The 12,683-nt window shown below is 70.1% G+C and carries 13 protein-coding genes; 6 read left to right on the top strand and 7 right to left on the bottom strand.

Annotated features, from left to right (window positions below):
• Positions 1-37: 37 nt before the first annotated feature.
• The 5 genes from AB7F93_RS12440 to AB7F93_RS12420 form a co-directional block, all read right to left on the bottom strand.
• Entirely contained in the window at positions 38-751 is a 714-nt protein-coding gene (locus AB7F93_RS12440; protein ID WP_428303232.1) for a glutathione S-transferase family protein, read from the bottom strand.
• Positions 748-1,872: a CaiB/BaiF CoA transferase family protein gene (locus AB7F93_RS12435; protein ID WP_428303231.1), complete on the bottom strand. Its 1,125-nt coding sequence runs from the start codon at positions 1,870-1,872 to the stop codon at positions 748-750. The genes AB7F93_RS12440 and AB7F93_RS12435 overlap by 4 nt, the downstream gene beginning before the upstream one ends.
• A 16-nt stretch (positions 1,873-1,888) precedes the next feature.
• On the bottom strand, positions 1,889-3,055 hold the full coding sequence (locus AB7F93_RS12430; protein ID WP_428303230.1) for an acyl-CoA dehydrogenase family protein: 1,167 nt from the start codon (positions 3,053-3,055) through the stop codon (positions 1,889-1,891).
• A 28-nt stretch (positions 3,056-3,083) separates the two neighbouring features.
• Positions 3,084-3,740 (bottom strand): DUF4126 domain-containing protein, encoded by a 657-nt coding sequence (locus tag AB7F93_RS12425; RefSeq protein WP_428303229.1) that lies wholly within the window; start codon positions 3,738-3,740, stop codon positions 3,084-3,086.
• A gap of 126 nt (positions 3,741-3,866) precedes the next feature.
• Positions 3,867-4,136, bottom strand: a complete 270-nt coding sequence (locus tag AB7F93_RS12420) for an RNA recognition motif domain-containing protein (protein WP_428303228.1) — start codon at positions 4,134-4,136, stop codon at positions 3,867-3,869.
• A 306-nt stretch (positions 4,137-4,442) separates the two neighbouring features.
• Between AB7F93_RS12420 and AB7F93_RS12415 the strand changes: the two genes are divergently transcribed.
• The 3 genes from AB7F93_RS12415 to AB7F93_RS12405 all read left to right on the top strand — a co-directional run bounded on the left by AB7F93_RS12415 (position 4,443) and on the right by AB7F93_RS12405 (position 6,686).
• Positions 4,443-5,702 (top strand): Rieske 2Fe-2S domain-containing protein, encoded by a 1,260-nt coding sequence (locus tag AB7F93_RS12415; protein WP_428303227.1) that lies wholly within the window; start codon positions 4,443-4,445, stop codon positions 5,700-5,702.
• Between the two features lie 89 nt (positions 5,703-5,791).
• Positions 5,792-6,115, top strand: a complete 324-nt coding sequence (locus tag AB7F93_RS12410; RefSeq protein WP_428303226.1) for a hypothetical protein — start codon at positions 5,792-5,794, stop codon at positions 6,113-6,115.
• A 49-nt stretch (positions 6,116-6,164) separates the two neighbouring features.
• Positions 6,165-6,686, top strand: a complete 522-nt coding sequence (locus tag AB7F93_RS12405; protein WP_428303225.1) for a hypothetical protein — start codon at positions 6,165-6,167, stop codon at positions 6,684-6,686.
• Positions 6,687-6,693: 7 nt separating this feature from the next.
• Here AB7F93_RS12405 and pgl read toward each other — a convergent pair whose 3' ends face one another.
• Positions 6,694-7,392, bottom strand: coding sequence for a 6-phosphogluconolactonase (gene pgl / locus AB7F93_RS12400; protein WP_428303224.1), 699 nt, complete (start codon positions 7,390-7,392; stop codon positions 6,694-6,696).
• Positions 7,392-8,855, bottom strand: coding sequence for a glucose-6-phosphate dehydrogenase (gene zwf, locus AB7F93_RS12395; protein ID WP_428303223.1), 1,464 nt, complete (start codon positions 8,853-8,855; stop codon positions 7,392-7,394). Before zwf ends, pgl begins: the two co-directional genes overlap by 1 nt.
• 176 nt (positions 8,856-9,031) lie before the next feature.
• Here zwf and edd point away from each other — a divergent pair, with 176 nt between their 5' ends.
• The 3 genes from edd to AB7F93_RS12380 form a co-directional block, all read left to right on the top strand.
• Positions 9,032-10,897: a phosphogluconate dehydratase gene (gene edd / locus AB7F93_RS12390; RefSeq protein ID WP_428303222.1), complete on the top strand. Its 1,866-nt coding sequence runs from the start codon at positions 9,032-9,034 to the stop codon at positions 10,895-10,897.
• Positions 10,894-11,517, top strand: coding sequence for a bifunctional 4-hydroxy-2-oxoglutarate aldolase/2-dehydro-3-deoxy-phosphogluconate aldolase (eda, locus tag AB7F93_RS12385; RefSeq protein WP_428303221.1), 624 nt, complete (start codon positions 10,894-10,896; stop codon positions 11,515-11,517). The genes edd and eda overlap by 4 nt, the downstream gene beginning before the upstream one ends.
• A 402-nt stretch (positions 11,518-11,919) precedes the next feature.
• Positions 11,920-12,683, top strand: a 764-nt coding sequence (locus tag AB7F93_RS12380; RefSeq protein ID WP_428303220.1) for a DODA-type extradiol aromatic ring-opening family dioxygenase, incomplete at its 3' end; no start/stop codon positions are given.

The following is a 12,683-nucleotide window of genomic DNA, read 5'->3' as shown; positions in this document are numbered from 1 at the left end:
GGTTGCCTGAACGCACGCTGAACGGGCGCCGGTCGCGTCAGCGGCCCACCAGCGACGGGTAGAACCGTTCGTTCATGCGCCGGTAGTAGGCCATCAGATTGGCGGTGCGCTGGATGCGCTCGCGCATCGGGTTGTCGATGGGTGGGCCGACAAAGCTCATGATGAAGGCGTGCGCCGTGGCGTCGACGCTGGTCGGCACGTCGCCGAGCAGAAATGCCTTGTCGCCGAGCAGCACCGACAGCGCGTCCATGTCGGCAAACCCAAAACTGAAAATCTCGTCCCGGCTGTGCCGGCCCAGGCCCTGGCCGGTCAGGTCGCGCTTCAGGCTGCGGCGCACCAGCGGCGGCACGACGGAGCGCAGTGGCCAGGGCAGGCCACCGAAGAATGCCTCGCGCACGGCCCGGTAGCCGTTGTCTTGCATCCAGCGGCAATACAACAGCACCCAGTAGGTGCTGTCGTGCAGCATGCGGCTGATGGCGTGCGCACGGGCGCGCTGCTCAGCGGTGAGGCTGGCGTCCACGCGGTCGCCGTATTTGCCGTTCAGGTACTGGATCACCAGTTCCGAGTCGCCGATGGTGCGCCCGTCGTCGCGGATGAACGGAATCTTGCCCTTCGGCCCCTTGCGGGTGTCGTTCTCGGTGATGACCTCGAACGGCAAGCCGGTCATCTTGAGGTACAGCTCAAGCTTGATGCAGAACGGGCCCGGGTTGGGCAAACCCCAGGCGGGGGCGAACTGGTACAGCTCGATCATGCGGGCTCCGTAGGGCAGGGCGGCAGGACGCCTGCCGCGCGCAGGCCGGCAAGCGCGGCGGCATCGTAGCCGATGGCGCCCAGCACCGCGGCGGTGTCGGCGCCGAGTGCGGGTGCTGCGGACACCGCGGCCGGCAGGCGCGCGCCGTTGACGCGCACGGCAAAGTCGGGCGCGGGCGCGCCGGGGTGCTGGTCGGCGAGCGCCTCGGCCACGGACCGCACCCGCACCAGTGGCAGGCTGTGGGTGGCGCCAAAGGCCTCCCAGTCTGCCGCCGTGCGCGTCGCAATAATTGCGGCGAGGCGTTGTTGCAGTTCGTCGCCGTGCGTCTGGCGCCCGGCCACGGTGGCGAAGCGCGGGTCGGTGAGTGGCGCACCCGCCTCGCCGAGCGCGCGTGCAAAGCCGGCGAAGAAGTGATCCTCCAGCAGCCCGGCCGCCAGTTCCGCGCCGTCGGCGCAGGGGAACACGTCGTTGGCCGGGTGCAGATGCGTGCGCGATGCCGGCGGCGCGAGACCACGGCAGGCGGCGAGACTCAGCGCCGCGTCGGTGATCGAGGCATCGAGATACGCACCCTCGCCGGTGCTGGTGCGGCGCATGAGCGCGCTGACCACCGCCAGCGCCGCGAACAGGCCGCTTGCGGTGTCCGCCACCGGCACGCCGGGTCGCCGCGCCGGTCCCGCCCAGTGGCCGGGCCGCGACAGTGCACCGGCGGCGGCCAGGTACGTGAGGTCGTGCCCCGGCCAGGCGGCGCGCGGGCCGGTCTGGCCGAAACCCGACAGCGCGCAGTAGATGAGATCCGGCCGCGCCTGGCGCAGCGTGGCGTAATCGACGCCGAGCCGCGCCGCGACGCCCGGCCGAAAACCCTCCAGCACCACGTCGAAACCCGCCACCAGGCGCTGTACCAGCTCCGGCGCGCCGGGCGCCTTGAGGTTCACGCACACGCTTTGCTTGCCGCGGTTGTTCATGACGAACAGGCCGTCCGGCAGGTGGCGGCCGGGGTCGCCACCCGGCGGTTCGAGCTTCACCACCGTGGCGCCGAGCGTCAGTAGCTGCGCGCCGGCGAACGGACCCGGCAGAAACGGCGCGAGTTCCAGCACCCGCACGCCGGCCAGCGGCGCCCACATCACGACGCGCTTGCCATCAGTACGACTTCGGCAGCCCGAGCACGCGCTCGGCGATGTAGCACAGCACGAGCTGCGGGCTGACCGGCGCCAGACGCGTGATCATCACTTCCCGCAGGTAGCGTTCGACGTGGTACTCCTTGGCATAGCCGAAGCCGCCGTGTGTCATCACCGCCTGCGTGCAGGTCTTGAAGCCGGCCTCGGCGGCCAGGTACTTGGCGGCGTTGGCGTACGCCCCGCAGTCCTCGCCGCGGTCGTACAGCGTGGCGGCGTTCAGCATGGTGAGGTTGGCCGCTTCGAGCTCCGCCCAGCACTCGGCGAGGGGGTGCTGGATGGCCTGGTTCTGGCCGATCGGCCGGCCGAACACCACGCGTTCCTTGGCGTATTCATTCGCTTTGCGCAGCGCCGCGCGGCCGATGCCGATGGCCTCGGCGGCGATCAGGATGCGCTCGGGGTTGAGGCCGTGCAGCAGGTAGCGAAAGCCCTGGCCCTCCTCGCCGATGCGGTCGGCGACCGGGATTTCGAGCCCGTCGATGAACACCTGGTTCGAGTCGACGCACTTGCGGCCCATTTTCTCGATTTCGCGCACCTCGACCCGGCTGCGGTCGAGGTCGCAGTAGAACAGCGTCAGGCCGTCGATCGGCCGGGCGGTTTCCTCCAGCGGCGTGGTGCGGGCGATCAGCAGCATCTTGTGCGCGTGCTGGGCGTTGCTGGTCCACACTTTCTGGCCGTGCACGATGTAGCGGTCGCCGTCGCGGCGGGCGAAGGTTTTCAGATGCGTCGTGTCGAGCCCGGTGTTCGGTTCGGTCACCGCGAAACAGGCGCGCTGCTCGCCACGGATCAGGGGCGGCAGAAAGCGCTGGCGCTGTTCTTCGGTGCCGAACTTCACCACCACGTTCGGGCCGAAGAGGTTCAGGTGAATGGCCGATGCGCCCGACAGACACGCGCCGGACGCCGCGATGGTCTGCATCATCAGCGCCGCCTCGGTGATGCCGAGCCCGGCGCCGCCGTAAGCCTCCGGCATGGCGATGCCGAGCCAGCCGCCGTCCGCCATGGCCTTGACGAAATCCAGCGGAAACGCGCCGTCGTGGTCGCGCTCGAACCAGTAGTGGTCGTCGAACGGCGCGCACAGGCGCTCGATCTGCTCGCAGATGGCCTGCTGGTCGGCGGTCAGCGCGAAATCCATGGTTCCTCCTCGTCGTTTGTTGTCGGCGTCAGCTCGGTGGCTCACCGGGCGTGGTGATTGCGGCCGGCGCGGGCTTCGGCCGACGCCCGAAAAGACGCAGGATGCCGCCACCAATCTTGCGCAGCGCGCGCAGGATTTTCGGCAGCAGCCAGGCGACCAGCGCGATGAACAGCGCCAGCAGGCCAATGAACAGCCAGGGCTGATTGAGCGCCGCCCACATCCCGCCAAATACCGCCACGTCCTCGGCGATCGAGGCGGTCCAGTTCGAGAACGGCTCCGGCGAGGTGTTGATCAGCAGGCGCGTGCCAGCCTTGGTGGCGTGGCTGGTGGCGGCGAGCCCGCCGCCCAGGAGGCCGGCGGCGATTTCGAGCGCCGGCGTTACCTCACCCACGGCGCCAGCTGCCAGCAGCGCGCCCGCAGGCAGGCGGATGAAGGTGTGCAGCGCGTCCCAGCCGCTGTCGACGCCGGGGGTCTTGTCGGCGAAGAACTCCACCGCGTACATGAGCCCGGCGGCGCCGATCACGAGCGGATTCGCCAGCACCTGCAGGTCCGGCGGCAGGGCGAGATCGCCCGTGCTGCCGGCGATGCCCAGCACCAGCAGCGCCGCGTACAGGTTGATGCCGCTCGCCCAGCCGACACCCAGCGTCAGCGCGAGCGTGTCGACGAGGTGCTGATAGCTGTCCATGGCGTTACCCCACGGCGGATTGGAACGGCTTTATCGCTGCCGGTGGGAAATTACGCAGCGGCAGCGCCGGACGCAAAAAACCCTCGCGGGGCGGCGGCTCCGCGAGGGTTTCATCGGCAGGGCGGCTCAGCGCGGACGTCGCGGCGGACGCGGGGCGCGCTCCTGTGCCTCGTTGATGCGCAGCGCCCGGCCGCCCATGTCGGCGCCGTTGAGCGCCTGAATGGCAGCCGCGGCGGCCGATGGATCCATTTCGACGAAGCCGAAGCCGCGCGGGCGGCCGGTCTCACGGTCGTTGATCAGCTTCACCGACTGGACGGCGCCGAACGCCGCGAACAGCTCCCGAATCTCGTCTTCCGAGGCCGAAAAGGGCAGGTTGCCGACGTAGATCGAAGTCATGGTGCAAGGTCACTGTGCAGGACGGGGCGGCGGCGCTTGTTGCTGGTGCCGTCTCGACCCCGGAATCGCCAAACCGGCTGAACGTCGGGGTTCTCCGTAGTGCCGGAAAAGCAAATGCCACCGATCGGTCAACGCTGTCGTGGTCCGCCGCGTGCGCCCCTGTTTCCGGCGCCAAGCGCCAGCCACAAGGAGACGCGACGAACCGGCCGAAGCGTACGACAATTCCGTGTACCGTACACACGTCAAGCTGAATTATTCGGCCACCCGCAGCCCCCGCGCAGGGCTCGCGTACTGAGGAGGTTTGTGATGAACGCACCGGCTTCGATCGACCGTCCGCTGTGCTGGCCCGCCGCCGGCGAAACACAGGCGCCGTACCGTGTCTACGCCGATCCCGACCTGTACGCGCAGGAACAGGAGCGCATCTTCCGCGGCCCGGTGTGGAGCTTTCTTGGCCTCGCCGCCGAGGTGCCGAACGCGGGCGACTTCAAGGCCACCTTTGTCGGCGACACGCCGGTGGTGCTGACGCGAGACGCCAAGGGGGCGCTGCACTGCTGGGTGAACCGCTGCGCCCACCGCGGCGCGCTGGTGTGCCGCGAGCTGCGCGGCAACGTGGGCGAGAACGGTACCCATACCTGCGTGTACCACCAATGGGCGTACGACGCCGCGGGTGCGCTGGTCGGCGTGCCGTTCCGCAAGGGACTCGGCGGTAAGGGCGGCTACCCGGCCGACTTCGACCTGGCCGCGCACGGCTTGCAGCGCCTGCGGGTGGATCAGGTCGGCGAGATGGTGTTCGGCAGCTTCGACGCCGCCGCGCCGGCGCTGCGCGAGTACCTCGGCGCCGAGCACTGCGCCAACATCGAACGCCTGCTCGGCCGGCCGATCACCATCTTGGGTCACGCCCGCCAGCACTTCAGCGGCAACTGGAAGCTGTACGCCGAGAACTCGCGCGACAGCTACCACGGCGGCCTGCTGCACCTGTTCTACCCGACCTTCGGCATCTACCGGCAAGGCCAGCGCGGCTGGGTGCACCTGTCCGACAACAAGCTGCACCAGCTGCTGCAGGTGTGCAAACCGGTCGACGACCAGAGCATCGAGCACTACCAGCAGGCGAGCGCGCGCAAGGCCGATTCGCAGGCGCAGCTCGAAGCGCCGGAGATGCTGCGCTGGATGCCGGAGTTCGACGGCGAGGTGGCGCTGACCATCCACTCCATGTTCCCGAACGTGGTGCTGCAGCAGATCTCGAACACGCTCGCTGTACGGCAGATTCAGACCAAGGGCATCGACGCGACAGAACTGGTGTGGACCTTCTACGGCTTCAGCGACGACAGCCCCGAGCTGGCCGCGCACCGCCTGAAGCAGCACAACATGGTCGGCCCGGCCGGCTACATTTCCATGGAGGACGGCGAGGCGGTGAACATCTGCCAGCAGGGCATCGCCGGCAGTCTCGACGAGACGTCGGTCATCGAATGCGGCGGCGACAGCGTCGACAGCATGGAGGTGATGGGCGTCGACGAGAACGGCGTGCGTGGTTTCTGGAAGGGCTATCGGCGTTTGATGGGCCTGTAGGCGGTACCGCTGATCGTGATCAGCCCGGCCCCGGCGTGGTGGTGGTCGACTGACGGCGTCCTCACGCCCACCCACCCAGGAGGTTTGTCGTGAACTACCGCATCGGTGCGGCGACGGTGCTGGCGTCGCTGGTGTTCGCCGCCCCGGCCATGGCCGATCGGGATTTCGACCGTCACCCGGGCCATCGGGGTCGTCCCTACGATAAGCATCGCCACTACGATCGGCACGAACACCGCGGCCATCATTACGACTACCGCGGGCACTGGCGGTCCTGGGACGCGTGGGACGGCTACTACCGGGCGCACCCGCACTGGCGCCGGCACGGTCACTACTACCACGACGGCGGTCATCTGATGTTCCGCTACTGCGAGCCGGACGCCGGCGGCTGTTTCTTCTTTTCCATAGGTCACTGATCGCGCCCGGGCGGCGCGCCCGACAGCGACCGTTCCCCGAGAGCCCCGCATGCAGCGTCTGGCCGTGCCGTTTACCCTGTGCGCCGTGTGGTTCATGGCCGCCTGGGCCATCGAGCGGTTCTGGCTCGGCGCCCTGTGCGTGGGCTGCGCCGGCGTGTTCGGCTTTGAACTGAGTCTTAACGCCCAGGAGCTGCTGAAACTCACCACCGGGCGCGTCAGCGCCGTGGTGCTGGTGGGCGTGCCGCTGGCGGCCTACCTGCTGGTGCTGATTCCGTACCGAAACCTCGCCTCCGGCGGACACTGGGCGGACGCCGTCCGGCTCTGGAGCCGGCCGTTCTTCTGGCTGGCGATGGTGTTCGTGTTCGCGTGGGTGGGCGAGATTGCCGTGTCGGCGATGGCCGGATTGCTGCCGGACGGTTTTCGGGCCTACGCGGACGGCTACCGCGTGGCGCTGTCCGGCACCGCGCTCGGCATCCGGGAGGTCGCAGTGAGCGGGCGTTTCGGTGCCTTCCTCGGCGTGCTGCTGGGTCTTTATCTGTTCCTGTCGCGGGGTCTCGCGCGACCGGCGTGAGGCGCGCTTACGGGGCGAGGTAGACGCTCACCGGAACGCGCGGCTGGCACAGCACGGCGGCGATCGGCCACTGCCGGCGATCGCCGCTCGCGAGCGCCCGACGGTACACGGCCTGTTTCGCCGCGCCGCCGAGCGGCAGGTGTATCCGCCGGCTGTCGAGCAGCGCCGTGAGCGTGAGGCTCAGACGCGGGTGCGGCGCGGCCGGCGGGTCAAGGGCGGCGAGCAGTGCGGTGCCGCGCGGATCCAGCGCCTCAGCGAGACCCGCCGCGCCCGGGAACAAGGACGCCGTGTGGCCATCCTCGCCCATGCCGAGCACCAGCGCGTCGATCGGTCGCGGCAGGGCCGCCAGCGCCGCCGTGCGTTCGGCAATCGCTTCGGTCGGCGTCGCGGCGCCGTTCCACAGCGGTACGAACAGCGCCGCGGCGGCTGTGCCTTGCAGTAGATGCGCCGCCACCAGCCGGGCGTTGCTGTCCGGGTGCTCGGGCGGTACCCAGCGCTCGTCGGCGAGCGTGACGGTCATCCGCGACCAGTCGAGCGGGGCCTCGCGCAGGCGCTCGAAGAAGCCGATCGGGCTGCGCCCACCGGACACCACCAGGCTCGCGCGCGGCCGCTCGGCGAGCGCTGCGGCAAGATCGGCGGCGACCGCGTCGGCCAGCGCCTGCGCGGCATCGGCGGCGCTGGCGAAGGCCCGTTCCTCGACCGCCATCAGCCCTCCTCGCGCCAGGCGAGACCGTCGCGCAGGATGAGCGCGCTCGCCGCCGCCGGCCCCCAGGTGCCGGCGGTGTAGGGCTTGGGCGGCTCGTCGAGCGCGCGCCAGCCGTCCAGGATCGGGTCCACCCAGCGCCAGGCGGCGGCCAGTTCGTCGCGGCGCATGAACAGCGTGAGGTTGCCGTGAATGACCTCGGTCAGCAGGCGCTCGTAGGCTTCCCACTGGCGGTTGTGGAAGGTCTCGGCGAAGTCGAGGTCGAGCGCGACCGGCTTCACCTTCATCCCCTCGCCCGGCACCTTGACCAGCAGGAACAGCTTCACGCCCTCGTCCGGCTGCAGGCGGATGATGAGCCGGTTGGGCTCGCCGGCGGCCGGCGACGCCGGCAGGATGGCGTGCGGAACCGGGCGGAAATTGATCACGATCTCGGCCATGCGTTCCGGCAGACGTTTACCCGTCCGCAGGAAAAACGGCACGCCGGACCAGCGCCAGTTGTCGACCTCAGCCTTGATGGCGACGTAGGTCTCCGTATGACTGCCGGGCGGGATGCCGGCCTCGTCCAGATACCCCGCCACCGGCTTGCCGTCCACGGCGCCCGCCCGGTACTGGCCGCGCACGGTCTTCTCCTTGATGTTGGCGGCGCTGATCGGCCGCAGCGCGCGCAGCACCTTGAGTTTTTCGTCGCGCACGGCGTCGGCGTCGATGCTGGTCGGCGGCTCCATGGCGAGGATGCACAGCAGCTGCAGCATGTGGCTCTGCACCATGTCGCGCAGCGCCCCGGACGGGTCGTAGTACTCGCCGCGGCCCTCGACGCCCACCTGCTCGGCGATGGTGATCTGCACGTCGCGCACCGAGCCGCGGTTCCACAGCGGCTCGAAAATCGAGTTGCCGAAGCGCAGCGCCAGCAGGTTCTGCACCGGCTCCTTGCCGAGGTAGTGGTCGATGCGAAAGATCTGGCGCTCGGGAAAGATCGCCCCGACCGCGGCGTTGATGGCCTCGGAACTCGGGCAGTCGTGGCCGAGCGGTTTTTCCAGCACCACGCGCGTCAGCGGCGTGACCAGACCCTGTCGGGACAGGCCTTCGCAGATGGGGCCGAACAGCCGCGCGGCGGTGGACAGGTAAAACACCCGTACGCGGCCGTCGCACTGGGCGAACCAGTCCTTGAGCGCCGCGAAGCCGGCCGGGTCGGTGCCGTCCACGGGCATATAGTCGATCCGCGTGCAGAACTCGTCCCAGGTGGTACCGTCCAAATCGTCAGCGGGTATGAACTGCCGGCAGTTGTCGCTAAGCAGCGCCAGGTACTCGTCGCGACCGAGTGCGCGGCGGGCGAGGCCGAGGATGCGCCAGCCGGCCGGCTGGCCGTTGTCGCGAAAGGCGTAGTACAAGGCCGGCAATAGCTTGCGCTGCGCCAGATCGCCGGTGGCGCCGAAGAAGATCAGGTCGAACTCGTGCAGTGCGCTCATCATGCGGCTCCGTTCCAAGGCCGAGAAAACGTCGCAGGTAGAGGGTTCGCGCCGCAGCCGGAGCACGGCGCCGCGCCGGCGGCGGCTGGCATCGGGATTGCTGGTTTCGTGCCAAGACGGCCGTCGTCCCGCGCTGCACCCCGGGCCATCGTGCCGCTCACGACAGGAGGTTGCCCATGTCCATCCATCCGGTGATCGCGAGCGTCACCGACCGTATCCGCCGCCGCAGCCAGCCGACCCGGCAAGCCTACCTTGAGCGTATGACACAGGCGCGCCGGACGGGTGCGGTGCGCATGCGCCTGCCCTGCGCCAACCTGGCGCATGCCTGTGCCGCAAGCGGCCCGGGCGACAAGGCGGCGTTGACTGGCGGCAAGGCGGTGAACCTCGCCATCGTGTCCGCCTACAACGACATGCTGTCGGCGCACCAGCCGCTCGAAACCTACCCGGCGCTGATCAAGCAGGTCGCCGCGCAGATGGGCGCCGTGGCGCAGTTCGCCGGCGGCGTGCCGGCCATGTGCGACGGCGTGACGCAGGGCGAGGCGGGCATGGACCTGTCCCTGTTTTCGCGCGACACGATTGCGCTGGCAACGGCCGTGGCGCTGTCGCACAACGCCTTCGACGGCGTGCTGCTGCTCGGCGTGTGCGACAAGATCGTGCCGGGCCTGTTGATCGGTGCTCTGTCTTTCGGCCATCTGCCGGTGGTGTTCGTGCCGGGAGGGCCGATGCCGTCCGGCCTGTCCAACCCCGAGAAGGCCAAGGTCCGCCAGCTGCACGCCGAGGGCAAGCTCGGTCGGGAGGCGCTGTTCGAGGCCGAGTCGCGCTCCTACCACGCGCCCGGCACCTGCACCTTCTACGGCACCGCCAACACCAACCAGATGCTGATGGAGCTGATGGGGCTGCACGTGCCCGCGACGGCCTTCGTGAACCCCGGCACGCCCCTTCGCGACGCGCTCACCGCGCAGGCGACGCGCCTAGGCGTGCAGCTCGCGCGGGGCGAGCATTGGGCGCCACTGGCCGAGGTGGTGGACGAGCGCGCCATCGTCAATGCCACGGTCGGTCTGCTCGCCACCGGCGGGTCCACCAATCACGCCCTGCACCTGCCGGCCATTGCGGCGGCGGCGGGCATCGTCCTCGACTGGGACGACCTGTCCGAGCTGTCGGCGAGCGTGCCCCTGTTGGCCCGCGTGTACCCCAACGGGGTGGTCGACGTGAACGCCTTTCAGGCCGCCGGCGGGACCGGGTTTGTGATCCGCGAACTGCTGGCGGGTGGCTTGCTGCATCCGGACGTCGTGACCGTCTCCCCAGGCGGGCTCGCCGACTACGCGACCGTGCCGACGCTCGACGCCGCCGGCGGACTTGCCTGGCAGCCGGCGCCCGCTGTGAGCGGCGACGCTGCCGTGCTGCGGCCCGTAGCGTCGCCGTTCAGCGCCGACGGCGGCATGCGGGTGCTCACCGGCAACCTGGGGCGGGCGGTCATCAAGGTATCGGCCGTCGCGCCGCAGCATCGCCGCGTGGAGGCGCCGGCGCTGGTTTTCGACAACCAGGCGGCCCTGCAGGCGGCCTTCAAGCGCGGCGAGCTCGAACGCGACTTCATCGCCGTGGTGCGCTTTCAGGGCCCGCGGGCGAATGGCATGCCGGAACTGCACCGCCTGACGCCGGTGCTCGGCGTACTCCAGGACCGCGGCTTCAAGGTGGCGCTGGTCACCGACGGCCGGATGTCGGGTGCTTCCGGTAAGGTGCCGGCGGCCATCCACGTGACGCCGGAGTGCCTCGGCGGGGGCTTTCTCGCGCGCGTGCGCGACGGCGACCTGCTGCGCGTCGATGCCGAAAGCGGCGAACTGATGGCGCTGGTGGAACCGGCGGAATGGGCCACGCGGCAGCCCGCCGAGATCGATTTGTCGCCCGGCCACTGGGGCAGCGGGCGGGACCTGTTCGGCTTTGCTCGGCAGATGGCGGTCGGGGCCGAACGCGGCGGAGGGTTCATCGCCGCGGTCGCGCCGCCCGTGGTGGCGGTGACTGAGCTGGAGAAGGTCGCCCCATGAGCGTGACGGACATCCTGCGGCTTGGGCCGGTCATGCCGGTGCTCGTGATCGACGCCGTAGAGCATGCCGTGCCGCTGGCGCGGGCGCTGGTCGCGGGCGGCGTGCGCGTGCTCGAAGTGACGCTGCGCACGCCGGTGGCGTTTGACGCCGTGCGCGCCATCCGCGCCGCCGTGCCGGACGCGGTGGTCGGTGTCGGCACGCTCACGCGGCCGGACGATGTTGCCGCTGCCCGGGCGGCCGGCGCCGCGTTCGGCGTGAGCCCGGGCGCGTACCCGGCGCTGCTCGCCGCCGCGGCGCAGGCCGGCCTGCCGCTGCTGCCGGGCACCATGACGCCGTCTGACGTCATGACCGTGCGCGCCGCCGGCTACACGGCCTGCAAGCTGTTCCCGGCCGCGCAGGCCGGCGGCGTCGGCATGCTGAAGGCGATGCACGGGCCGTTCCCGGATCAGCTGTTCTGCCCCACCGGCGGCATCGATGCCGCGAGCGCGCCGGGCTTTCTCGCCTTGCCGAACGTGGCGTGTGTGGGTGGTTCCTGGCTCGCCCCGAAGGCGCTGGTGCAGGCTGGCGACTGGCCGGCCATCACCGCGCTGGCACAGGCGGCGAGCGCGCTGCGCGCGTGACCGACGTGGCCTGACGGGCGGTGCGGGCGGTCACGACGCTGACGCCGCGACGCCACTTTTTTGGAACGGGCGCCTTGGACTGTGTGGTCCACCCCGCTCGACGTGCTGGTGCGGGAGGTGGGCGTGCACGGCAACTTCTGCGACTGGCCCGCCACCGTGACCTATTACGCTAACTGCATGGGTCCGTAAGCGGGTTCCGTCGCCGGCGGGCCGCTCTGCCCGGAACCCGATCGTGTGAAACCCGCCGCGGTCCACGTCGCGGCGGATTTTTCTGTGACGTGCGAATCGGCACACGCGTCGACGCACGGGTGTCACGCGCAGGCATTCGGCCCGAGGGGGCCTCCCACACGCGATGGCGGCGCCGGCGGCATCATTGGGGCTTTCAACTGCCGGAACTGCCCCATGGCGCGCTTGCCCACGCTCTACATCCCGCACGGTGGCGGGCCGTGCTTTTTCATGGACTGGAACCCACCGGATACCTGGGATCGCATGGCGGCCTGGCTGCGCGGTCTCGCCGCCGACGTTGGCGAGCGCCCGCGCGCGGTGCTGCTGATCTCCGGCCACTGGGAGGAGCCGCGTGTGGCCGTTAACACGCAGCCCGCGCCGCCGCTGCTGTTCGACTACTACGGCTTTCCGCCGCATACCTACCAACTGCGATACCCGGCGCCGGGCGATCCTGCGCTCGCCGCGCGCGTGCAGGAATTGCTTGCCGGCGGTGGCGTGCCGACGCGCGCCGAGACCGAGCGCGGGCTCGACCACGGCGTGTTCGTGCCGTTCATGCTGATCTATCCGCAGGCCGACGTGCCGATCGTGCAGATCTCGCTGCACGCGAGCCTGGATGCGGCGGCGCATCTTGCGCTCGGTGCGCTGCTCGAACCGCTGCGCGACGAGGGCGTGCTGATCGTCGGCAGCGGCATGAGCTATCACAACATGCGCGGCCTGATGGGCGGCGGCAATCCGGGGCCGGATTCCGAGCGGTTCGACGCGTGGCTCTGTGCCGCGTGCAGCGCCGCGCCGGCCGAGCGCGCGCGTCTGTTGGCGAACTGGCAGCAGGCGCCGGCGGCGCGCGCAAGTCACCCGCGCGAGGAACACCTGCTGCCGCTGATGGTGGTGGCCGGCGCCGGCGGCAACGATGCCGGCCGGCGGGTCTTTCACGACCGCGTGAT

Source organism: Immundisolibacter sp. (assembly GCF_050250495.1).
Taxonomy (GTDB): Bacteria; Pseudomonadota; Gammaproteobacteria; order Immundisolibacterales; family Immundisolibacteraceae; genus Immundisolibacter.
This window is presented reverse-complemented; position numbering and strand designations above follow the sequence as displayed.